General features: G+C 63.2%; 23 protein-coding genes, 1 tRNA gene and 1 pseudogene. 14 read left to right on the plus strand and 11 right to left on the minus strand.

Annotated elements, in window-relative coordinates:
- The first annotated feature begins 105 nt into the window (after positions 1–105).
- The 5 genes from DBV35_RS31505 (at position 106) to DBV35_RS28545 (ending at position 5,197) form a co-directional block, all read left to right on the plus strand.
- Positions 106–816 (plus strand): DUF7146 domain-containing protein, encoded by a 711-nt coding sequence (locus DBV35_RS31505; protein WP_425428503.1) that lies wholly within the window; start codon positions 106–108, stop codon positions 814–816.
- Positions 813–2,837 carry a hypothetical protein gene (locus DBV35_RS30420; protein WP_157962048.1) on the plus strand — a complete coding sequence of 675 codons (2,025 nt, stop codon included), beginning with the start codon at positions 813–815 and terminating at the stop codon, positions 2,835–2,837. The genes DBV35_RS31505 and DBV35_RS30420 overlap by 4 nt, the downstream gene beginning before the upstream one ends.
- Positions 2,838–3,021: 184 nt before the next feature.
- Positions 3,022–3,474 (plus strand): DUF2924 domain-containing protein, encoded by a 453-nt coding sequence (locus DBV35_RS28535; RefSeq protein WP_108663815.1) that lies wholly within the window; start codon positions 3,022–3,024, stop codon positions 3,472–3,474.
- A complete protein-coding gene (locus DBV35_RS28540; protein WP_108663816.1) occupies positions 3,474–4,784 on the plus strand; it encodes a recombinase family protein in 1,311 nt (436 codons plus the stop codon). Before DBV35_RS28535 ends, DBV35_RS28540 begins: the two co-directional genes overlap by 1 nt.
- A gap of 5 nt (positions 4,785–4,789) precedes the next feature.
- Positions 4,790–5,197 carry a hypothetical protein gene (locus DBV35_RS28545; protein WP_108663817.1) on the plus strand — a complete coding sequence of 136 codons (408 nt, stop codon included), beginning with the start codon at positions 4,790–4,792 and terminating at the stop codon, positions 5,195–5,197.
- A gap of 4 nt (positions 5,198–5,201) precedes the next feature.
- On the opposite strand, the pseudogene DBV35_RS28550 reads toward DBV35_RS28545, so the two are convergent.
- Positions 5,202–5,306: pseudogene (locus DBV35_RS28550) on the minus strand (transposase); the annotation flags it as partial.
- 498 nt (positions 5,307–5,804) lie between these two features.
- Between DBV35_RS28550 and DBV35_RS30790 the strand changes: the two are divergent.
- The 3 genes from DBV35_RS30790 to DBV35_RS30430 all read left to right on the plus strand — a co-directional run bounded on the left by DBV35_RS30790 (position 5,805) and on the right by DBV35_RS30430 (position 8,170).
- Positions 5,805–6,041 carry a hypothetical protein gene (locus tag DBV35_RS30790; protein WP_205648929.1) on the plus strand — a complete coding sequence of 79 codons (237 nt, stop codon included), beginning with the start codon at positions 5,805–5,807 and terminating at the stop codon, positions 6,039–6,041.
- A 180-nt stretch (positions 6,042–6,221) separates the two neighbouring features.
- Positions 6,222–7,253 (plus strand): glycosyl transferase family 90, encoded by a 1,032-nt coding sequence (locus DBV35_RS28560; RefSeq protein ID WP_108663820.1) that lies wholly within the window; start codon positions 6,222–6,224, stop codon positions 7,251–7,253.
- Between the two features lie 47 nt (positions 7,254–7,300).
- Positions 7,301–8,170: a WcbI family polysaccharide biosynthesis putative acetyltransferase gene (locus DBV35_RS30430; RefSeq protein WP_157962051.1), complete on the plus strand. Its 870-nt coding sequence runs from the start codon at positions 7,301–7,303 to the stop codon at positions 8,168–8,170.
- A 23-nt stretch (positions 8,171–8,193) separates the two neighbouring features.
- On the opposite strand, the gene DBV35_RS28565 is transcribed toward DBV35_RS30430, so the two are convergent.
- Complete coding sequence (locus DBV35_RS28565) at positions 8,194–8,730, minus strand: YecA family protein (RefSeq protein WP_157962052.1); 537 nt, start codon at positions 8,728–8,730, stop codon at positions 8,194–8,196.
- A 241-nt stretch (positions 8,731–8,971) separates the two neighbouring features.
- On the opposite strand from DBV35_RS28565, the gene DBV35_RS31510 reads away from it, so the two are divergent.
- The gene (locus DBV35_RS31510; RefSeq protein ID WP_108663822.1) at positions 8,972–9,262 is read left to right on the plus strand and encodes a helix-turn-helix domain-containing protein; all 291 of its coding nucleotides are present in this window, start codon (positions 8,972–8,974) and stop codon (positions 9,260–9,262) included.
- Between the two features lie 322 nt (positions 9,263–9,584).
- Here the strand turns inward: DBV35_RS31510 and DBV35_RS30435 are convergent, their stop codons facing one another.
- Together DBV35_RS30435 and DBV35_RS28575 are read right to left on the minus strand one after the other, a co-directional pair.
- A complete protein-coding gene (locus DBV35_RS30435) occupies positions 9,585–10,166 on the minus strand; it encodes a hypothetical protein (RefSeq protein WP_157962054.1) in 582 nt (193 codons plus the stop codon).
- Positions 10,167–11,043: 877 nt separating this feature from the next.
- Positions 11,044–11,133, minus strand: a tRNA-Ser gene (locus DBV35_RS28575).
- Positions 11,134–11,257: 124 nt separating this feature from the next.
- Between DBV35_RS28575 and DBV35_RS28580 the strand changes: the two genes are divergently transcribed.
- Positions 11,258–11,557, plus strand: coding sequence for a hypothetical protein (locus DBV35_RS28580; RefSeq protein ID WP_108663823.1), 300 nt, complete (start codon positions 11,258–11,260; stop codon positions 11,555–11,557).
- 14 nt (positions 11,558–11,571) lie between these two features.
- Positions 11,572–12,231, plus strand: a complete 660-nt coding sequence (gene msrA / locus DBV35_RS28585; protein WP_108663824.1) for a peptide-methionine (S)-S-oxide reductase MsrA — start codon at positions 11,572–11,574, stop codon at positions 12,229–12,231.
- Here msrA and mepA read toward each other — a convergent pair.
- The 4 genes from mepA to DBV35_RS28605 all read right to left on the minus strand — a co-directional run bounded on the left by mepA (position 12,171) and on the right by DBV35_RS28605 (position 15,075).
- A complete protein-coding gene (gene mepA / locus DBV35_RS28590) occupies positions 12,171–13,118 on the minus strand; it encodes a penicillin-insensitive murein endopeptidase (RefSeq protein WP_245944136.1) in 948 nt (315 codons plus the stop codon). The two genes, msrA and mepA, sit on opposite strands and share 61 nt — an antisense overlap.
- Positions 13,115–13,927: a CE1 family esterase gene (locus tag DBV35_RS28595; protein WP_211100072.1), complete on the minus strand. Its 813-nt coding sequence runs from the start codon at positions 13,925–13,927 to the stop codon at positions 13,115–13,117. The genes mepA and DBV35_RS28595 overlap by 4 nt, the downstream gene beginning before the upstream one ends.
- Before the next feature lie 86 nt (positions 13,928–14,013).
- Positions 14,014–14,655 carry a class I SAM-dependent methyltransferase gene (locus DBV35_RS28600; protein WP_108663826.1) on the minus strand — a complete coding sequence of 214 codons (642 nt, stop codon included), beginning with the start codon at positions 14,653–14,655 and terminating at the stop codon, positions 14,014–14,016.
- Positions 14,656–14,661: 6 nt separating this feature from the next.
- Positions 14,662–15,075, minus strand: coding sequence for an EVE domain-containing protein (locus DBV35_RS28605; protein ID WP_108663827.1), 414 nt, complete (start codon positions 15,073–15,075; stop codon positions 14,662–14,664).
- A 236-nt stretch (positions 15,076–15,311) separates the two neighbouring features.
- On the opposite strand from DBV35_RS28605, the gene DBV35_RS28610 reads away from it, so the two are divergent.
- The 3 genes from DBV35_RS28610 (at position 15,312) to DBV35_RS28620 (ending at position 18,167) form a co-directional block, all read left to right on the plus strand.
- Entirely contained in the window at positions 15,312–15,650 is a 339-nt protein-coding gene (locus DBV35_RS28610; RefSeq protein ID WP_108663878.1) for a P-II family nitrogen regulator, read from the plus strand.
- Between the two features lie 29 nt (positions 15,651–15,679).
- The gene (locus DBV35_RS28615; protein WP_108663828.1) at positions 15,680–17,161 is read left to right on the plus strand and encodes an ammonium transporter; all 1,482 of its coding nucleotides are present in this window, start codon (positions 15,680–15,682) and stop codon (positions 17,159–17,161) included.
- A 163-nt stretch (positions 17,162–17,324) separates the two neighbouring features.
- Positions 17,325–18,167, plus strand: coding sequence for a WecB/TagA/CpsF family glycosyltransferase (locus DBV35_RS28620; protein WP_157962058.1), 843 nt, complete (start codon positions 17,325–17,327; stop codon positions 18,165–18,167).
- 109 nt (positions 18,168–18,276) lie between these two features.
- Here DBV35_RS28620 and DBV35_RS28625 read toward each other — a convergent pair whose 3' ends face one another.
- The 3 genes from DBV35_RS28625 to DBV35_RS28635 form a co-directional block, all read right to left on the minus strand.
- Positions 18,277–18,777 (minus strand): DUF992 domain-containing protein, encoded by a 501-nt coding sequence (locus tag DBV35_RS28625; RefSeq protein ID WP_108663830.1) that lies wholly within the window; start codon positions 18,775–18,777, stop codon positions 18,277–18,279.
- Between the two features lie 33 nt (positions 18,778–18,810).
- Positions 18,811–20,013, minus strand: coding sequence for a pyridoxal phosphate-dependent aminotransferase (locus DBV35_RS28630; RefSeq protein WP_108663831.1), 1,203 nt, complete (start codon positions 20,011–20,013; stop codon positions 18,811–18,813).
- A gap of 254 nt (positions 20,014–20,267) precedes the next feature.
- Positions 20,268–20,582 (minus strand): hypothetical protein, encoded by a 315-nt coding sequence (locus tag DBV35_RS28635; protein WP_157962060.1) that lies wholly within the window; start codon positions 20,580–20,582, stop codon positions 20,268–20,270.
- Positions 20,583–20,640: the final 58 nt, after the last annotated feature.

Genomic DNA, 20,640 nt, shown 5'->3' on the forward strand with positions numbered 1-20,640 from the left:
GACCGCACTCCCAGCCTCTCAATTACGGATGGGAAAAACACGACCGTCCTTGTCCACTGCTTCGCCGGATGCCCCCAGGCCGCCGTGATCCATGAGCTGAAGCGGATGGGCCACTGGCCTGCGTCGCAGCACCACAAGAACGAGCAGAGGGAACGAACTCCGATCCACGCTGTGGCTCGGGCGAGGCCCACTCCCTCCGAGGATCGCGAACAGAATTGGCGGCGGATATGGTCAGCCACTCGTCCCGCATCGGGGACGCTGGTTGAGACATACCAGGCCTCTCGCGGCATCACGCTCCCAATCCCACCGTCGATTCGCTTCCATCCGGCGCTGCGCCACCCGAGCGGCGACTCTTGGCCTTGCATGGTCGCGGCAGTCCATCGGGTCGGATCGAACGAACCCGTCGCAATCCATCGGACCTTTCTCGCACGAGATGGATCTCAAAAGGCGCCCGTAGGCTCCGCGAAGATGATGCTCGGTCCGTGCCGGGGAGGCGCCGTACGGCTCGCTGAACCGGGCGATGAACTCATGGTCGGGGAAGGCATCGAAACCTGCCTCTCCGTAATGCAAGCAACAGGTAAGCCCGCCTGGGCCGCCCTCTGCACCGTAGGCCTACGAGCGCTCGATGTCCCCGAGACGGTCACCAATGTCATCATTCTTGCCGACGGCGACAAACCTGGCGAGGCCGCTGCGCAAGATTGCTTACGCCGATGGACGCGTTGCGGCATCAGTGTGCGGATCGCCCGGCCTCCTGCCGGATTTGACTTCAACGACGTCCTCCTGGGCCGCCATGTGAGCACGGGAGCGGGCGCGTGATTGATCCGACGGAAGACAACCTGAAAACCATCACTGATGCGATCGACCAGCCGGACGAGAGTGCTGAAACGCTCGCGGAGGTTAAGCCCCGCTTGCTGGTGGACCGTGCGAGCCCTGACATCGTTGTGTCTAACCTGCGCGACGTCCTCGCGATGGCCGGCGGCCTCTACGACCGCGGAGCAGTTGTTCGCCTCTACCCCGACGCAGTGCAAGGCGGGACGCGCGTCCGGGTGCTGGACGGGGGCGATCTCATCTTGCACGCCCACAGTAAGTGCCGTCCCTACGCAATAAGGACGAACAGAGAGGGCGAGCGCGAGGTTGATGTCCAACTGCCCAAGCCTATCGCCGAGATGTACCTCGGCTGGAACGGTGCACTGAACCTCCCCATACTCAACGGCATCACTCGCGCGCCGGTATTGCGCGAAGACGGGTCAATCCACGCGGCGGTCGGCTACGACGCGCGGTCCGGCCTGTGGTGTGAGAACGTGCCCGACGTTGCCGACCTCGTTCCTGAGCGTCCCACAATCGCGGACGCCCGCGCAGCACTCCGTCACATACGGGAGCTATTCAGGACTTTCTGCTTCAGCGACGCCAAGGTGTTGCGTGATGCGCGCGGAGGCGAGGTTGTCGATATTGAATCGCCGCCCGGCGCGGATGAATCGGCTTTCCTCGCCGCGCTTCTCACCGCCGTCTGCCGCGCGAGTCTCACTCTGGCGCCCGGTTGCCTCATCGGCGCTGCGTCCATGTCCGGGGCGGGCGCGGGAAAGGGGCTGCTCGTCCGCTGCATCTGTCAAATCGCCTTCGGACAAGAGCCTCATGCCGTTTCCGGTGGTTCAGGGCAGGAGGAGCTGGAAAAGCGAATCGCCGCGGAACTCATCGAGGCCAGTCCAGCGCTGTTCCTCGACAACTTGAACAACCGAACACTGAAGTCTGACCTCCTTGCGAGCGTTCTGACCGAGCGCCCGGCGCGCATTCGTCTGCTCGGCCGGTCGCAAATGGTGCCTTTGAACTCATCGACCTTCGTAGTCCTGACTGGCAATGGCCTGGGGCTGGCGGAAGACCTAGTCCGACGCTTCCTGATCATCGAGCTGGATCCGCGAACCGAGAACCCGGAGTTGCGGTCATTCCAAACCGACATCAAGGCGATTTGTCATGACAAGCGCCGCGAGATCCTGGCGGCCGTGCTGACCATATGGCGGTGGGGGCGCTGTTCAAAAGATGAGCTCCCAGCTGGACTTCCCATCGGGAGCTTCGAGACGTGGTCCTCGTGGGTGCGAGACCCACTCGTGGCACTCGGGTGTCAGGATCCCGTGGCTCGAATTGCGGAGACCAAGACCCGCGATACGCAACGAGCAGAGATCACAGAGCTATTTAGCCTCTGGAACACGCACCATGGGGAGTCGGTGGTCTCGCAAAGGAACCTCGCCGCCCCCGTGATCGACGCACTCGACCCCCTAGGACGGGGCCGCCAATACCAGGCGAAGCGGCTGGCGAGCCTGACCGGAACTCGGATGTCGGGATATGTGCTGGTCCGCCAAGCAGGCGCAGGCAAACACGGCGTGGCGGTCTACGCGCTCCAAAAATCCGAAGAGGCGGAAACACATCGGGGTCATCGGGGTCATACGGCCTCGAATGGATCCGATGACCCCGATGACCCCGATGCCACTACGGAGCCACGACTAGAGAGTACATGCAGCTACAGGCCAGGTCCCGGTGGCGCTGGACGATGGCATATTGAGGAATTCACTCAGCAAGGTTCTCAGGCTCCCGAAACGCATCGGGGTCATCGGGGGCATCCCCTCCGAGATCCGTACGGCTCCAGTACACCTAGCGCTGCGCCTACGAACACGAGGAGCGAGGCACCCGTCGGTCCCAATACAAGCATCTCCTCGTTCACGGCTGTGCCTTCCCCCGCTGCTGTGACAGACCCGCGGGATTTCGCGGCGGCGACAAATGAAACCGGCATCGCATCAGCCGACCAAAATGATGATCGTGCCCTCGATTCCGGGGGCGCAGCATGAATCCGCTCTCCCCGAACCGGATGACTACAAAGGAGCGCCTTGGCGAAGTCTGCGCGATCCTCGCCCGCGGGATCATCCGCCTTCGCCTCCGCGACCGCGAGACACCAGCGGAGCCTGGAGAATTCGGACTTCACTTCTCGCCCGACCAGAGCGGTGGTGCGAACCCGTCCGTTCGGAGAAACGCATGACCGACTCGATCCCTGCCCGCCTCGCGGCTCTGAAGACCACCCCGACGCCCGAGCTGAAAAAGCAATGGCGCGACCTCTTCGACAGCGAGCCGCCCGCCTTCAACCGCCGCTATCTGGAGAGCCGGCTCGCGTATCGCATCCAGGAGCTCGCCTATGGCGGCCTCAAGCCCGAGACCGTCCGCCGGCTGGAGCGGCTCGGCGAGGAACTTGATGGCGGGGATCGGGCCAAGAGCCGCAAGCGTGCCGACCATCGGGACCGGCCCATCACCGGCACACGCCTCATCCGCGAATGGAAGGGGGTGGAGCACACGGTGACGGTCCTCACCGAGGGCTTCGAATGGCAGGGCAGGCCCTACAAGTCCCTCTCGGCCATCGCCCGCGCCATCACCGGCACGCGCTGGAACGGCCTCGTCTTCTTCGGCCTCAAGAATCAACGGCGGACGGCATGATGGCGAAGCCCGAAATCAAGCTGAAGCGCCGCTGCGCGGTCTACACCCGCAAATCCTCCGAGGAAGGGCTGGAGCAGGAGTTCAACTCACTCCATGCGCAGCGCGAGGCCTGCGAGGCCTACATCGCGAGCCAGCGCTCCGAGGGCTGGGTGCTGCTGCGCGGCCAGTACGACGACGGCGGTTTCTCAGGTGGCACGCTGGAGCGGCCCGGGCTGAAGGCGCTGATCGCCGATATCGAGGACGGACTCGTGGATGTCGTGGTCGTCTACAAGATCGACCGTCTGTCCCGTTCCCTCGCTGACTTCGCCAAGCTCGTCGAGGTGTTCGACCGCAACGGCGTGACATTCGTGTCCGTCACGCAGTCGTTCAACACGACCACATCGATGGGCCGGCTGACGCTGAACATCCTGCTCTCGTTCGCTCAATTCGAGCGCGAGGTCACCGCCGAGCGCATCCGTGACAAGGTCGCAGCCTCGAAGGCGAAGGGCATGTGGATGGGCGGCTGGGCGCCGCTCGGCTATGACGTCGAGGACCGCAAGCTCGTTGTGATCGAGACTGAAGCCGCGACAGTTCGACGGATCTTCCGGGGCTTCCTCGAACTCGGATCCACCACACTCCTCGCGAAGACCCTCCAGGCCGAGGGCCTCACCACGAAGCGCGGCCGTCCGATCGACAAGGGGGCGATCTACAAGATCCTCAACAATCGGATCTACCTCGGCGAAATCGTTCACAAGGGCACCGCCTACCCCGGACAGCACCGGGCCATCATCGACGTCGAGATCTGGGAGAAGGTGCATTCGATCCTGCGGGAGAGCCCACGCGCCCGGGCACCACGGACCAGGGCACAGACCCCAGCACTCCTCAAAGGGCTGCTGTTCGGGCCCGACGGTTCGGCGTTCTCCCCGACCCACACCACAAAGGGTAACAAGCTCTACCGGTACTATGTCAGCCAGGCGATCCTGAAGCGCGGGCCGGATGCCTGCCCCATCGGGCGTGTGCCGGCTGGCGAAATCGAGCGCACCGTCATCGACCAGCTGCGCGTCATCTTCCGCCAGCCCGAAATCATCGTCGGGACATGGCGAGAAGCCCGCAAGCAGGATGAGGACACGACGGAGGCCGAGGTGCGCGCGGCACTGCATGCCCTCGATCCGTTATGGGACGAGCTGTTTCCAGCTGAACAGGCGCGTCTTGTCCAGCTGCTCGTGGAGCGGGTGGAGATCGGGGTCGACGGTCTCGCTATTCGGCTGCGGGTCGACGGTCTATCGGGCGTAGCGCACGAGATGGCGGCGCGGGAGTCGCTGGCGGCGTGAGCGAAATGTTCGCAGACACGATCACCGTGACTGTGCCGATCACGTTCAAGCGGCGACGTGGTCGGAAACGCATCGTGGCGCCAGACGGGACTGAGCTAGCTCCGGGGACGCCCTCGGTCGGTGAGATCGACAACGCACTCGTCAAGGCGATCGCACGGGCGTACCGCTGGCAGCGCATGCTGGAGAGCGGTGAACACGCGACGCTACGGGAGTTAGCGAAGGCGGAACGGCTCGATCCGGCATATGTGAGCCGTGTGCTTAAGCTGACCTTGTTGGCGCCGATGCTTATCGAGGACGCCATAAACGGAACGAAAACCAGCGCACTCGATCTCCGAAAACTAACAGGTCGCTTCTCCCTAGATTGGCAGGAACAGGCGTCCCTCATACTGTCTCCTGGGAATTGCGCTGGGTGAGACCCTGCTCGCTGACACCGTGCCGCTTGGCCACCGTCGGCGTCGTGTCACGATCCGCCTCCCGCACGATCGACACCATCTGCTCGTCCGTGAATCTCGACTTGCGCATCCTTCCCTCCATGCCGGAGGGCAGCCTCTCAAGGAATTGTTGGTCCGAAATTAGCGGGGCAGGTCAGGACGTAGGAGATTGTCGTAGCCGAGTTTGAGTGCGTGGCCTTCGGCCCTCGTGGCGTCGTTTCCGTCAAACCCGGCGGCAATTTGGATTTCTGCCATGGAGCGACCGAGTTCTATCGCTTAGATTGTTGGGGCCAAACGAGGATGAAGCATGAAAACCGCCATCACCCTCAGGTTCGACCCCCGGCTGACCGCCCAAATCTCGCGCCTAGAGGATCGCTTGGAGCAGCAAGGGCTTCTGCCGCCCTTTTCTTGGACACCATACCCCCCGCATATCCCGGTCGCCACTTTTCAGAGAGATCCGAAGGCAGGTCATTCCTTGCGCTCCACTCTAGTCGGGGCGCGGCAATGTCGAATCAGGTTCACCAGGCTCGGTTGGCTACCGAGCAGGAACCCATTTCTGTTCCTCCGCGCAGTGAGCACGGTGGATTTGATGAACCTGCACCGCAGAATAATCGGCGCGATTCAACAGGATTGGCCGAGCCGTCAGCTCTCGATGGTGTATTGGGATCCCCTCGTCAAATTCCCTTGGAGGACTGAAACCCCAATCAGCGAGATGGACACGCTCGCTGATGACATGCTGCCGTTAACCGGAAGAGTCGTTGCCGTAGAGGTTCTTCAACTTGATCCGTTCGAAGTGACATCCCGCTTCACGCTGGGAACCCAATAGTTGGACGGGCCGAACCGATATCCATGCACCCCGCGAGACGGACCACTCGTCCGCCCTGTTGCCCTGTTCTGAAGTGCGAGATTGGGCTATGGCGAGCTCTCTCGGGGTCAGGCGTAGGGGCGAGCTCCCTAGAAGGCCGCGCCATTGCTCGCTCCCGGGAATGAGAGAAGGTGCAGAGTTGTGGATGCGATAAGTAAGTTCGCCGAGACCGACGTTCCGACGCCGAAGCGGCGACGTGCGCTTTATTTGGCAGGCCTCCAGCACATGGTCCGCGGCGAGTTCCATGTGCCTGACAGTTTCCCAGCCCTTATGGCAAACAGGCACATCAACATTGATGAAGTCGTCAATTGTGCCCTCAATCAACCTGCCGGCCCGAAGCTCATGCGCGCCTACGGAGAAGAGCGCTTTCCAAGAATTATTGGCTACTACCTTACTCCCGTAATTGAGCTCTTTGCCGAACATGAACTCGACGGGAACTTTACAGTTTTTCCGGGAGACAGCAGGGCCTCATTCAAGATCCCGACCTTTTGCAAGAGCCGAGATCTGCGGCATCCTGGCAACTCGATTCTTCTACCACTGAAGCGCGAACTTCATTTCGGGGCGATTCGTGATCTGAATAAGTGGGATATTCCCTTTGGCGAAAAAGAGGATCGCTTGGTCTGGCGGGGATCCACCACCGGCAATTTCAAAATGAATTCTCCGCTTCAGCCCCCTAGCAGTCGTGCGTTCATTCCAGATGTATCGCCAAACCTCAAAACTCTCGATATAGATATAGGTTATTCGGCCTTAACCGAAAACATATCAGACAGCAACTTAAAGACCAGCGAATTTGAACCCTTCCTTAAAGATCGCATGAGCATGCGCGATCAACTACAAGCCAAATACCTACTTTGCTTGGAAGGCAACGATGTGGCGACATCGCTCAAATGGATGTTGGCATCTAATTCAGTTGTCATTATGCCTCACCCGACAGTCGAATCTTGGGCCTGCGAAAGTTTTCTCAGACCGTTCACGCACTACGTACCGGTCAAGGCAGACCTATCTGACCTCGAAGAAGTGTTTGAATGGTGCCGGGAGCATCACGAACACTGTCGTCGCATCGCCGAGAGCGGCAAGGCTTTCATGGACGCGTTTTCTGACAGGGCAGTGGAAAAGAAACTACAGCGCAGGGTTGCCACCGGCTACGCCGAGAAAGTGACACTCCGCCGATAAGTTGCATGGCCGGCGCGATTCCGACTAAGGCATTAAGGTAACAGAGATTGAAGATCGCTACGATTCAAAACTGTCAGTCACAGCCGACAGCAGACTACCTTCAGAGAGCCATTGCGGACGTCGATATTACTCAATTCAGGCTCGATCACCCAGGGTGGGACGATCCGGTTGCGCAGGAACGCTTCCTGGATGAAGCCAAAAATGCCGACTTTGTATTCTCACAGCCGAACTCGCGCCCGCTTCTCACGCCGGCCGCACTGAACCAACGGTTTGGACAGAAGCTGGTCCTCGTCACGAACCTCCACTACCGTGGTTTGACGCCAGACTGTTGCTATGTCGGCGCTCGAGCATCCCGCCTTTCAGGCCCCCTGCCCTATCACAGCATCGTTGTCCTCGAAGCATTCCGACGCGGGCTATCGGCTACAGAGTGCGTTTCGAAGTTCTCACCCGATGGGTTCGAAGAGCTTGGCCTGTTTGGCGTACATGACCAGGCGCTCACTGAGCTGGGACACAGAGAGGCAGATGCTCCGGTCAAGGGCGTAGAATTGATAAACCGCTTCTACCGCTCACACCGCTTGTTTTATACGATGAATCATCCAACGATTTTCATGATGTCTAGATACATGAGTCAAATACTCAAGCACATTGACGTTAGGCAGCGCCGCGTTGATGTAGCGGCGACCCCTGATCGTCTTGCTGAACATCAAGTATTGCCCATTTTTGATTTTGTCGCGGATTATTTTAAGCTAAAGTACAGGACCACTCAACTGTACCAAAATAATTATAAATTTATCTCCATCAATAATATAGTCGACGGATTTTATAGGCTTTATTCCAAGTTACCATCGGATCAGCTTAAATCAGCCGTTCAGAGCTTAAGAACTTCGAATTCTTCCTCAAATATACCACGACCATGAACGACGATTTACAAACAAATACTTTAGCTCCTGTCACGGCAACATTTCTTAAACTTACGTCCACTTCCGCAGAAACAGGGATCATTCACCCCTGTGTACTTCATGCCGATGTCGAATAGAGCCTGATCGTGCTTGGCTCCGATGTGCATGAGCTGATCAGCGACATCGTCGGGCAGTTGCACCAATCCGACAGCGCCGAGTGATGCGAAGAGCTTGTGCCGCTCGGCCGACAACTCGAATAGGCGATCGATCAGAGGGTCTTTCGATAGCGCTTGTCTGACATTGTCGAGATGGGCCCAAGGCCTCTCAAAGTCGAAGGGATGCGTGTCATCCCGGAGGAAGAGGCGCTGATGCCCCTCCCCCGGATCGGCCGGCGTAATGTCGCGCAATCGATCTTCACCGTCACGATGGATTGCGTGATGCTCCGCCTCGATAAAAACACCTGGGTACTCCCAGATGGTCCATCCGTAGACGATTCTCCCCCCGTCGCGCTCGACCTTCTCCTTCACGTTCACGAAGCAGTTTCGAGCGACCGCGGCCGGATCGGGATCGATCGTCAACAGGAGCGGCTTGGCATCGGAACTGATGGACCGACAAAAATCCCTTACGTGCTTCGCCGTTGTGACAGGTACTCGAACAACCATTTGAGAGGTCGCCTCCTAGCGCCTCTCCTTTCGACCCCGCGAGGCCTCCCGTCAACTTTGTTGGGTCAGCCTCCAACTAAAGCAATTTTTAGTTGCCGTACGTCACACGCTTTAGTAGCTTCATTGTCAGCTTATTCGAGGACGACACAGGGCAGCGATGCGAACGCAGGCGAAGAGCGAGACAAATCGAGCGGCAGACCTAGATCGACATATCGGCAGAAAACTTCGATGCCGCCGCAGGCTTCTCAAGCTGTCAGTCGATGAGGTTGCACTCAAGCTCGGGCTACCTCCACACCAGCTCGTCGAGTTTGAGGATGGCGCTACGAGGGTACGGGCTAAGTATCTTGCCCGCCTTACACAGCTCCTCGGCGTTCCAGTTTCCTACTTCTTCGAGAGCTTCGAGTCGCCCCAGCCCCCAATGGGGAGGGTCAATTCGGCGATCAACTGACGGCCGATCGTTGAACAGCACGGGCCGTACCCCGGTCTGTTGGCGAGGTGGGTAATCGGATTTGTGGAAGGGCGCCCGTCCCCCCGAGGACCCCAGAACGCGGGAGGGAGCATCGGTCCCTTCCGCGTCTCTCTTGAACCCTGAACAGTTGCGCAAGCTCAATGGGGCATCGTCCCGTATGCAGACATTCGACGGCTCGCAGAATCGACCGTTTTTGAGGGGCTAGAAGGACGTTCGCGCACCACGCTTTTGCAATCCGTGCGTCCGGCGGAGGCCGAGCGCAGCGAATCAGCCAGCAGAGGTTGCTGAACCGAGTACGTTTCTAGGCTTCGTCGAGTGGCCGCAGATATTGCAGCCAAAGGGCTTTGGCATGTTCCTCCTCGATACGGCGCACGTCTGTGGAGATGTCGAAGCTGGTTCCGCAGACCCAGCAATAAAGCCGCTCGGTCAGTGTGATAGTGCACTCCAATATGTCGGATGCATCGTCGAATGTGATTTTTGGGATGCCGCCAGGTGCACCACGTTCGGCGCGTGTCTGAATAACAAGATGGGCAGAGCGCATGCGGAAGTTCCTAAACCCACGAATGCGATCTGATTTGGCTTCGGTGCGGATCTCGGCGATTATAGCTCGCAATTCTTTCTCGCCGCGATCAGCCTGCGATTGGGCAAAGTCGCGATGATGCTTACGCAGCGCTGCCATCACTTGTTCATAGTCGGGGTCATCTTGTGACAGATCTCGCGGCGGCGCAACATAGGTGTTGTGGCCGTCAAAAGTCTCTTGTTTGAGAGTGGCGAGAACGTGCTTGTCATCCAGTAGATATGCGATCATTGGTAGCGCAATCGTATCAATATCGAACTTACTGTCCCACACCGATTGCGTTTCAATGATCTCCGCCCGCAGCAATGGCCAGCGTAATCGACTAACCGCAACGCCTGCTCGGCCGAGCCGCTCAGCTCTAAACTCCCTGCTCCTGAATATAATTTTATTAGTCTGCTCTAGTAGAATTACGCCCGAAATGTGATCAACTAGTAGATTTACGCATTTTTTAATCAGACTTACTCGATCAGCCGTTGATAATGAGGACACTTGCGTTTCGAACGATGGCATAATACGGCCTTGAACCAATGGATCGCTAAACTCACGCTTCCTTGCTGATGATGTCGCAACCTTAGCGTATACCTTTTGCTCGTTCTATGTGCTGACCTCCACAAGGAGCGCGATCCGCTCCCGCGTCGGCGGGAGGCATCCCATGCTGGCCCCAAGTGACAGGGCAACGTCTCAAAATGGACGTTTTCGCGTGTAGCCATCACCTATCGAGGGCGCCCCGACTCAGTCGAAGGTATCGACCCCCAAAACCATCTCGCGAAACCCGGGCCCTCGAAGCCGCGGTGCTTTGCGAGTTTTGAGAGGAAGGGCCAGCGTCGATCAATTCGCGCCCCAAGTCGGCTGAACTGCCGGAATAAGTCAGAAGCTACAGAGTGGAGGATTGCCCGACTTTCCGCGATACGTCCGAAGCGAGTTCGATCGCAGCGCCGAACGCCTACCGAGTGGATATGCAAAAAGCGAGTGATGCGGCTGGCCACAAGATCAAGCCAGGAGCGGCGATCCGAGCTGTTGACTAGATCCGTGAAGTCAACAGCTTGAGAGAACGGACCCGCCGAGAGAACGAGATAGCGCCATTCGGATCAAACCGCAGTCAACAGCTCTGATGCGAGGCGGCGCGGACCGTGGCGCTTTTAGCGATCACCCGGCAAGCGGAGAACGGTTCGAACTGATGCGGTGGCGGAGGGAGAGGGATTCGAACCCTCGAGACGGTTTCCCGCCTACACACTTTCCAGGCGTGCGCCTTCGACCACTCGGCCACCCCTCCGTGCGAGCGCCCCGCTTAGCAGACCTCGTGCGCTGCGTTAAGGGGGTACTTACGCGGTCTTGGCACACCAGGACGCCCCATCTTGTCAAGGGAAGGATTGAATGTGTCCGGGATATTGTGGCTCTTGAGCCTCCCCTTCCGCATCCTCGGCTATGTCACCGTCATCGCTGCCCTCGCGGCAGGTTTCCACGACATTTATCAGTCCGTCTTCACCGACAGCCTGGTTCTCACCCCGCTCGGCGACCTCTGGTACCTGACGTCGCAGTCCTCGTTCGAGGCGTTTCACGCCTGGCTCCTCGGCACCGCGCCCGATCTCTGGGACCCCGCCATGCAGGTCGTCCTGCGCCTGCCGGCCTGGCTCGCCCTCTTCATCCTCGCGACGTTGATCCTCCTCATCGCCCAGCTCATCTATCGTCCGAGATAGTGGGGAGGCGGGCGATGGGGCTCTTTTCGCGATTCGCACGGAAGGTGGCGCTGCCGACGGAGGCCGAGGCGCTGCCCGGCCGCGCGACGCCCCTGCCGGTTCCTGCGCGGCACGCCGTCAACGGCGCGCCGATGGCGGGGCCATGGCCCGGGTGCGAGAGCGCGGTCTTCGCCATGGGCTGCTTCTGGGGCGCGGAGCGCCTCTTCTGGCGCACGCCGGGCGTGACGGTGACGGCGGTCGGCTATGTCGGCGGCTTCACCCCCAACCCGACCTATCGCGAGGTCTGCTCGGGCCGGACGGGGCACACCGAGGGCGTGCTCGTCGTCTATGACCCGGGCGTGGTCGGGTTCGAGACGCTCACCAGGATTTTCTTCGAGGGGCACGACCCGACGCAGGGGATGCGCCAGGGCAACGATGTCGGCACGCAATATCGCTCCGCCATCTTCACCACGACGCCGGAACAGAAAGACGCGGCCGAGGCGATTCGCAACGCCTACGCGGCGACGCTGAAGAAGGCGGGGTACGGGCCGATCACCACCACCATCGATGGCGAGGCGCCCTTCTACTATGCCGAGCCGGAGCACCAGCAATATCTGCACAAGGTGCCGAACGGCTATTGCGGGCTCGGCGGGACGGGCGTCGCCTGTCCTGCGGGGGTCGGCACGGCCGCCTGATCGAGGAACGGCCGCGGGCGGGGACGGGCGACGTGTCCCGCCTCGGCGAGGAGGCGGCAGATCCGCGGCATCCCCGCCATCGTGAGCGGGGGCTTCGGCTTCGCCTTGGGGTCGGGCGTGTAGGGGGCGGGGGTGAACCAGTAGGCGAGGGCCTCGCCGCATCCGTCCCCCTTCGGCGGTGGCGCCTGCCTTTGGCACGCCTTGGATGAGGCCGGACACCCCATCCGCACGTGGAAATGCTCGTGGTGGCCGTACCAGGGGCGGATCTTGCCGAGCCAGTCGCGGGAGGGTGCGCCCTCCGTCGCCGCGCACATCGTCTTCTTGATCAGCGGATGGACGAAGATGCGCTCGACCCGCGCGTCCTTCGCCGCGCGCTCCAGGAGCGCGGCGTAGGCGGGCGTGAAGCGCGCGGGGTCCACGTCGGAGGCGGCGGCGTTGAGGACGGTGCGGAAGGGAAGGCTCTCGCGCTCGGCCTCGGTGAAGCGCGGCTCCGGCATCGGCTGGAACCAGATGTCGGCGTCGAGGCCGATCTGGTGGCTCGCGTGCCCATAGGGCATCGGACCGCCGCGCGGCTGGCTGAGATCACCGACGAGAACGCCGCCGAGGCCGAGCGCCGCGGCCGATACGCCGAGATCCTCGACGAGGGCGACGAGCGCGGGGTGGCCCCAATTCCGGTTGCGCGAGGCGCGCATCACCTGCCAGTGCGGCCCGTCGATCGCGAGCGGCGCGGCGCCGGCGATGCAGCCGCGCGAATAGCTTCCGACCGCGCGGGCGGGTGAAGGGGAGGGGGCGGCGACGGCGCCGAAGGTGCGGCTCGCGAGATCCTCGGCGGCGGCCGGTTGGAGGAGCGCGGCGAGGAGCGCGATCGCGAGCGCGAGGCGCGTCATGGGGCGAGGAAGGTGTCGGCGGCCCAGGCGACCCATTCGGGTCGGAACATGTGGCCGCCATCGTGGAGGCAGTAGAGGAGGGCCTTGCCGTCCTCGCGCGCGGCGCCGGTGCAGGCGAGGCCGAGATCGGTGGGCGGCACGCGGCGCAGCGGGGGCCGGTCGTAGCCGCCGGCCGTGCCGAAAAGGGCGATCGCGTCGCGCACGTCGCCCTGGCTCGTGTCGGCGATCGCGCGCCCGGCGATCGGCACCACGGTGTCGGCGGTGCCGTGAATGTGGACGAGGTCCACCGGCTCGGGGGTGCAGTCGTCCGGCAGGGGGGCCCAGAAGGTGCCGGACATCGGCAGGAACGCCTTGAACCGGTCGGGGCGGCGGCAGGCGAGGGTCCACGTCATCATCCCGCCCGCCGAGAAGCCCGTCGCGAGAATGCGGTCCGGGTCAATTTCGTGCTCGGTGACGAGCGCATCCAGAAGCGCGTCGAAATAGGCGAGCTCCGCGGCATCGTCGGTGAGGCCCTTGCGCGGGGCGTTGCGGATCAGCCAGTCCTCCCCGCCCGACTTGGCGGCGACGAGGGCGAGGCCGCGCTCGGCGGCAACCTCGCGCAGCTCCTTGTGCTTCATCACGCCCTCGGCCGTCCCGCGATAGCCGTGCATGAAGAGGATCGCGCCGAACGGGCCCTCGCCCTCCGGCACCGCGATCCGATAGGTCCGGTCGCCGATCGTGCAGTCGGTGTCAGGGCCGCAGGCGCTGGCAGCGGGCACGTAGGCGAGGAGCGCCGCGATGGTCAGCATCGCGGCCCTGAGGATCGGCATGGTCGTGCTCCTCTGTCGGGTCCGCCGAGTCTGTCGGCGGGCTTGTCGGAAGGCCACGCGCGAACTGTTCACGATCGCATGAGGCCTCACGGCTTGAGGCGCCACACGGTGGTCCGCTTCACGTCCGAATCCTCGAGCGCGAGGGGCACGGAGATCGCGTACGTCTCCAGAGCCTCCAGCGCGTCGGCCGGGAGGTAGGAGCGCTTGGGGTCGCCGATCAGCACCAGCGCGCCCGCCGCCTGCGCGCGCCGCAGGAAGGCGAAGGCGCGCTCGGCGAGGGGCCGCTCGTAGAAGATGTCTCCGGCGAGGATCACGTCCGCGTCGGCGCTCCCGTCGAGGAGGTCGCCGACGCAGGGCTCGAGCGAGACCGCGTTGGCGGCGGCGTTCATCGCCATCGCGGCGCGGGCGAAGGCGTCGAGCTCGCTCGGGACGACGCGGCGCGCGCCCGCGAGGCTCGCGGCGATCCCGGCGATGCCGCTGCCCGCGCCGAGATCGAGCACGGTGCGACCGGCGACAAGGTCGGGATGATCGAGCACGTAGCGGGCGAGGGCCTGTCCGCCGGCCCAGGCGAAGGCCCAGAAGGGAGGCGGGAGGCCGGTCTCGGAAAGCTCATCCTCCGTCTTCTGCCAGAGCGGCAGCGCCTCGTCGGCGAGATGGAGGCGCAGCTCCGGCACGTGGGAGGGTGTGCCGAGAAGGGTGTTGGCGCGAACGAACTCCGCTGCCTCCATACAATCTCAGCTTTTCGACATGGCGATCACCGTCTTCCATTCCGCCTCGGTGACGGGCTGGACGGACAGGCGCATGTTCTTGACGAGGGCCATCTCGGCGAGTTCGGGCGTCGCCTTCACCTCGGCGAGCGAGACGGGGCGCTTCAGCGGCTCCACGGCGGCGATGTCGACGCATTCCCAGGTGCCGCTGTCGTCTTTGGAGTCGGGATGGACGGTCTTGATGACCTTCACGATGCCGACGATCTCCTTCGCGTCCACCGAATGGTAGAAGAAGCCTTTGTCGCCGCGTTTCATCTCCCGCATCTGGTTGCGGGCCAGATAGTTGCGGACCCCGTCCCATTCGGTGCCCGTCTTCCCCGCCGCGACCTGGTCGTCCCAGCTCCATGTGTTCGGTTCGGACTTGAAGAGCCAGTACGCCATTGTGCCTCCGCAGAATCGACGGGTGCGACGCTATCGCTTCGCCGCGAATGGCGGAAGAGGCTGCATTCGCGGGGATCATGCCGCCAACTGGATAGGCAATTGCTTTTTCTTTGAGCACTTCCCGTGTACAGGAGACGTGCAATCGCGGCGCTCACGGTTGGCACACGTCTTGTAAAGCGCGTGTGTTGACCGCCGTCGGGCGCCCCGAGCCCGCCGGGGAGACATAGGGAATGCGCATGAAAATTGTGATGGCGATCATCAAGCCCTTCAAGCTGGACGAGGTGCGTGATGCGCTTTCGGCCATTGGCGTTGCAGGGCTGACGGTGACCGAAGTGAAGGGCTATGGCCGGCAAAAGGGCCATACCGAGGTCTACCGCGGTACAGAATATGCCGTGAGCTTCCTCCCGAAGCTTAAGATCGAAGTGGCCGTGACGAGCGAGTCGGTTCCGCGTGTGATCGATGCGATCCAGCAAAGCGCGAAGACCGGTCAGATTGGTGACGGCAAGATCTTCGTCTACACGCTCGACACCGCCGTGCGCGTGCGCACCGGCGAGGTGGATGCCGAAGCCCTGTAACCTTTCCTTCCTCTCTCGCGGACAGCCTCATGAAGAATACATTACTTTGGAAGATCGCCGGAGCGGGCTTCGCGCTTGCGCTCACGGCGACGGCGGCGTGGTCGCAAGCCGACTCCACCTCCACGACGACCACGACGGAGACCCCCGCCGTGACGACGACTGCCCCGGACGCGACGCCCGCGGCACCCGCTGCGGACGCGGCTGCGCCCGCAGCTGAGGCCCCTGCTGCGGAGGCTCCGGCCGCCGAGGCGGCGCCTGCCGAGGCCGCGCCCGATCCCTACCCGTACATCCTGAACACGCTGCTCTTCCTCATGGCCGGCTTCCTGGTCATGTTCATGTCGGCTGGTTTTGCCATGCTGGAAGCGGGCCTCGTGCGTTCGAAGAACGCGGCGATGCAGTGCTTGAAGAACATCGCGCTCTACTCGATCGCGGGCATCATGTTCTGGCTGCTCGGCTACAATCTCATGTATGAGAATGTGAACGTCGCCGACAATATCGCCGAGCTCTCGGGCTACATGGGCACCTGGTCCATGAAGGTGATCCCCGATCCGTCGGCCGACACGGGTGACTATGCCGCCGCGTCCGACTGGTTCTTCCAGATGGTCTTCTGCGCCACCACGGCGTCGATCGTGTCCGGTACCATCGCCGAGCGCATGCGCCTCTGGCCGTTCCTCATCTTCACCGTCTTCCTGACCGGTATCCTCTATCCGATCACCGGCTCCTGGGAGTGGGGCACGGGCTGGCTCGACCAGATGGGCTTCTCCGACTTCGCCGGCTCGACGCTGGTGCACTCGGTCGGTGGCTGGGCGGCTCTCGCCGGTGCCATCGTCGTCGGCGCCCGCCACGGCAAGTTCGGCGAGAACGGCATGATCCACCCGATGCCGGGCTCCTCGATCCCGCTCGCCACGCTCGGCACGCTCATCCTGTGGCTCGGCTGGTTCGGCTTCAACGGCGGCTCGCAGCTCGCCCTCGGCACGATCGAGGACGCGTCCTCCGTCGCGAAGATCTTCGTCAACACGAACACCGCCGCGGCGGCTGGCGTGATCGTCTGCATCATCCTCACCCAGCTCTTCTACCGGAAGGTCGACGTGACGATGGCGCTCAACGGCGCGCTCGCGGGCCTCGTCTCGATCACCGCGGAACCGCTCGCCCCGACCATGGCTCAGGCCGCGATGATCGGTGGTATCGGCGGCGTGTTCGTCGTGATCTTCGTGCCGCTGCTCGACAAGATCCGCATCGACGACGTGGTCGGCGCCATCCCGGTCCACCTCGTGTGCGGCATCTGGGGCACGATGATCGTCCCGCTGTCGAACTCCGACGCGACCTACTACGTCCAGTTCATCGGCGTCGTCTCCGTCGGTGCCCTCGCCTTCTTCTCGAGCCTCATCGTCTGGCTCATCCTTGCCGCCGTCACGGGTCTGCGCGCGACGCCGGAGGAAGAAGCGATCGGTCTCGACACGTCCGAAGTCGGTGTCCACGCCTATCCGGAATTCGGCTCCACGCGGGTCTGACCCGCGCCCAGCCGCTCCGTTTCATGCGCATCGAAAGGCCCGGGTACGCCCGGGCCTTTTTTCGTCCACACCATCATGCGACGCTCCCGAGATGGCGGTCGCATTCGGTGCCGCCCGCGGCCACCCCTCTCCGCCCTTTCCCCGCGAACGCGCAGAGCGCCCGATGACCGACCCGACGCCGACCGGACCCGTTTCCGTGCCGCCCGCCCCCCCTCTCCCAGATTTCCCGGAAGCCCGCGTCTTCGGCATCACCGTCGCCGTCGCGACGCCCGAGGCGGTGATTGAGCGGATCATCGCGTGGGCCGGCGGCCCGCCGGCGCGCACGGTGATCACCGCGAACCTCGACCACGTGATGAAGCTTCGGGACAATGCCGAGTTTCAGCGGGTCTACAGCGAGGCCGACCTCGTCACCGCCGACGGGATGCCCCTCGTCTGGGTCGCCCGGCATGACGGCGTCCCCCTCAAGGAGCGCGTCACCGGCTCCGACATGATCGCGCCGCTGATGAAGGCGGCGGCCGATGCGGGCCGCTCCGTCTTCCTGTTTGGCTCCACCATCGAGCGGCTGGAGCGCGCGCGGGACTATCTGGTCGGCGAAAATCCGGGCCTCGAGATCCGCGGCGTCTACGCGCCGCCCTTCGGCTTCGAGAAGGACGCGACGCTCCACGACGAGCTCGTCGACCTCCTCCGGAAGGCCGCGCCCGACCTCATCCTCGTCGCCCTCGGCGCGCCGAAGCAGGAGATCTGGGCGAACAAGATGGCCCGCGCCGTCCCGCACGGGGTGTTCCTCGGCATCGGCGCCGGGCTCGACTTCCTGTCGGAGGAGGTGCGCCGCGCGCCGACCTGGATGCGCCGGACGGGCCTCGAATGGGTCTACCGCGCCGCCTCCGAGCCGAAGCGGCTCGGCGGGCGCTATCTCGGCATCGTCGCCAACCTGCCCGCCCTCTACAGCATGCACCGGCGCGACCGGAAAGCCTGGCTCGCCGCGCGCGACGAGGCGGCCGAGTAAACCCCGCCCCCAAACGAAAACGCCGCCGGGCGCACGGGGCACCCAGCGGCGACAATCGTCGCTTGCCATCGTCCGCGGGCCGCGTCCTGGTGGACGGGCCCGTGGCGCCTCAGGGCTTGTAGACGGGCGGCGGGCCGGGGTTCACCGACCGGATGCGCAGACCCGCGACACCGGCCGCGAGGTTAGCGCCGACCTGCCCCTGCACCGAGATCGGCTGGAGGTTGATCGACCGGTCGAAGCCACCGATCAGCACGTTCGCGCCGATGCCGACGCCCGGCGTCGCCTCGGCGGTCACGCCATAATAGCGGCCCTCGAGCGCGCCGGGGGAGAGCTGCGTCGTCGGGGCGAAGACGGCCCAGGCGATCTGGCTCCCGCCGGTCTCGCCGACGTCGATGCCGATCTTGGTGATGAAGCCCTCATAGGGCTCGTGGCCGCCGCGGAGCGGACGGAACGTGCAGCCGAGCGTCTTGCGCGATCCGAGGATGAGGCCGTAGCCGCGGTCCACGTGGCATGTGAGCATGCCGACGCGCACACCGAACTCAGCATGGGCGGGCGCTGCCGCCCACACCGTCCCGATTGCCAATAAAGCCGCAGAGATCATCCGTAACATCGCGAACCGTCCTTCTAGCCGCCAGCGGCGTGGTTATGACAGGTTTCCGCAGAACCGCTGGATGCGTTGGCAAGCCTCTTCCAGTGCCGACGTCGCCGTCGCGTAGGAGATCCGGAAGTGGGGGGCCAACCCGAATGCAGAACCTTGGACAACGGCAACGCCTTCTGTTTCCAACAGTTCCGTGACGAAGTCCTCATCCGTCTCGATCACTTTGCCTGACGGCGCCTTGCGCCCGATCACGCCTTCGCAGCTCGGATAGACGTAGAACGCGCCCTCCGGCGACGGGCAGCGGATGCCGCGCGCCTGGTTGAGCATCGCGACGACGAGATCACGCCGCTCGCGGAAGATCTTGTTGTTCGCCGCGATATGGTCCTGCGGGCCGAGCAGAGCCTCGATGGCCGCCCACTGGGAGATCGAGGACGGGTTCGAGGTCGACTGCGACTGGATCTTCGCCATCGCCTTGATGAGGTGCGTCGGGCCGCCGGCATAGCCGATGCGCCAGCCGGTCATCGCGTAGGCCTTCGAGACGCCGTTGACCGTGAGGGTGCGGTCCTTCAGCGCGGGCTCCACCTCGGCGACCGTGTAGAAGGTGAAATCGTCATAGACGAGGTGCTCATACATGTCGTCGGTCATCACCCAGACGTGCGGGTGCTTCACGAGGACATCGGTGAGCTGCTTCAGCTCGTCATAGGTGTAGGCCGCGCCCGATGGGTTCGAGGGCGAGTTGAGGATCAGCCACTTCGTCTTCGGCGTGATCACCGCCTCGAGCGCCGCGCCCGTGACCTTGAAGTTCGTGTCGAGCCCCGCATCGACCGGCACCGGCGTCCCTCCGGCGAGGAGCACCATGTCGGGATAGCTCACCCAATAGGGGGCTGGGATGACGACCTCGTCACCGGGGTTCAGCGTCGCCATCAGCGCGTTGTAGAGGACCTGCTTGCCGCCCGTGCCGACGGAGATCTCGGCCGGCGTGTAGATGAGCTTGTTCTCGTTCGCGAACTTCTGGCAGATCGCTTCCTTCAGCTCGGGCATGCCGTCGACAGCGGTGTACTTGGTCTTGCCTTCGCGGATCGCGCGGATCCCGGCTTCCTTGACGTTCTCGGGCGTGTCGAAGTCGGGTTCGCCGGCGCCAAGGCCGATCACATCGCGACCGGCGCGCTTGAGCTCGGCCGCTTTGGTGGTGACGGCGATCGTGGCAGAGGGTTTGACGCGCGATAACGTGTCGGACAAAAAGGCCATGGCTTGGTCCGTTCGGTGCTGGAGCGACGGGCGGAAGGACCAGGACGACCTGGCAGAACCGCTCTTTTTTCGCCGCCCTTATCGGAGCATCTCCTCCGGCCTGCAAGGCGACATTCTGATTAAATTACGCGTCGTGTCGCCGAGCGTCTTTTCGATCGGTCCGCGCGCCATCCGTGGGCGCTGCCGTCGCGTTCACTGGAGCGCCGAGCGGGGCCGCCAAGCCGGGGCCCCGCCGCGCGTGCGGGCATCAGCCCTTAGAACGGAATGCCGTAGCCGAGGGTGCCCTGATAGCCATCGAGGATCGGCAGACGCGAGGGATTGTAGGTCGCCTCGTTCTCGATCTTCTGCAGGCTCGGCACCGGGACGCCGCCGAACGCCGCCAGCGGCGAAAGGTCGACCGCGCGGCCGGCAAACATCGCCACGCCCGGAAGGTTCCGGCCGTAGGGACCCACATAACCCTGGCCGCCGGCGCCGTCTCCATAGGGGCGAACGGTGATCCGTGGAACCTCTTGCGCGAACGCGGTCCCCATGGATCCCGCGATCAGGGCGATCGCCAAAAGATGCTTCATCATCAATGTCTCCCCGGCGGATCATCCGCCTCGTGTGGCGCGCGTCGCCTGTGCCGAT

This window comes from Acuticoccus kandeliae, assembly GCF_003073115.1.

What these genes read in the sequence shown, in the direction of transcription:
- DBV35_RS28595 (WP_211100072.1), bottom strand. Translation starts at nt 13,927, where the DNA reads ATGCCGATCCTCAGGGCCGCGATGCTGACCATCGCGGCGCTCCTCGCC.
- DBV35_RS28545 (WP_108663817.1), top strand. Translation starts at nt 4,790, where the DNA reads ATGTTCGCAGACACGATCACCGTGACTGTGCCGATCACGTTCAAGCGG.
- DBV35_RS28625 (WP_108663830.1), bottom strand. Translation starts at nt 18,777, where the DNA reads ATGTTACGGATGATCTCTGCGGCTTTATTGGCAATCGGGACGGTGTGG.
- DBV35_RS28620 (WP_157962058.1), top strand. Translation starts at nt 17,325, where the DNA reads ATGACCGACCCGACGCCGACCGGACCCGTTTCCGTGCCGCCCGCCCCC.
- DBV35_RS28535 (WP_108663815.1), top strand. Translation starts at nt 3,022, where the DNA reads ATGACCGACTCGATCCCTGCCCGCCTCGCGGCTCTGAAGACCACCCCG.
- DBV35_RS28635 (WP_157962060.1), bottom strand. Translation starts at nt 20,582, where the DNA reads ATGAAGCATCTTTTGGCGATCGCCCTGATCGCGGGATCCATGGGGACC.
- DBV35_RS28540 (WP_108663816.1), top strand. Translation starts at nt 3,474, where the DNA reads ATGGCGAAGCCCGAAATCAAGCTGAAGCGCCGCTGCGCGGTCTACACC.
- DBV35_RS30790 (WP_205648929.1), top strand. Translation starts at nt 5,805, where the DNA reads ATGAACCTGCACCGCAGAATAATCGGCGCGATTCAACAGGATTGGCCG.
- mepA (WP_245944136.1), bottom strand. Translation starts at nt 13,118, where the DNA reads ATGACGCGCCTCGCGCTCGCGATCGCGCTCCTCGCCGCGCTCCTCCAA.
- DBV35_RS31510 (WP_108663822.1), top strand. Translation starts at nt 8,972, where the DNA reads ATGCGAACGCAGGCGAAGAGCGAGACAAATCGAGCGGCAGACCTAGAT.
- msrA (WP_108663824.1), top strand. Translation starts at nt 11,572, where the DNA reads ATGGGGCTCTTTTCGCGATTCGCACGGAAGGTGGCGCTGCCGACGGAG.
- DBV35_RS28600 (WP_108663826.1), bottom strand. Translation starts at nt 14,655, where the DNA reads ATGGAGGCAGCGGAGTTCGTTCGCGCCAACACCCTTCTCGGCACACCC.
- DBV35_RS28630 (WP_108663831.1), bottom strand. Translation starts at nt 20,013, where the DNA reads ATGGCCTTTTTGTCCGACACGTTATCGCGCGTCAAACCCTCTGCCACG.
- DBV35_RS28605 (WP_108663827.1), bottom strand. Translation starts at nt 15,075, where the DNA reads ATGGCGTACTGGCTCTTCAAGTCCGAACCGAACACATGGAGCTGGGAC.
- DBV35_RS28610 (WP_108663878.1), top strand. Translation starts at nt 15,312, where the DNA reads ATGAAAATTGTGATGGCGATCATCAAGCCCTTCAAGCTGGACGAGGTG.
- DBV35_RS28615 (WP_108663828.1), top strand. Translation starts at nt 15,680, where the DNA reads ATGAAGAATACATTACTTTGGAAGATCGCCGGAGCGGGCTTCGCGCTT.
- DBV35_RS31505 (WP_425428503.1), top strand. Translation starts at nt 106, where the DNA reads ATGGGCCACTGGCCTGCGTCGCAGCACCACAAGAACGAGCAGAGGGAA.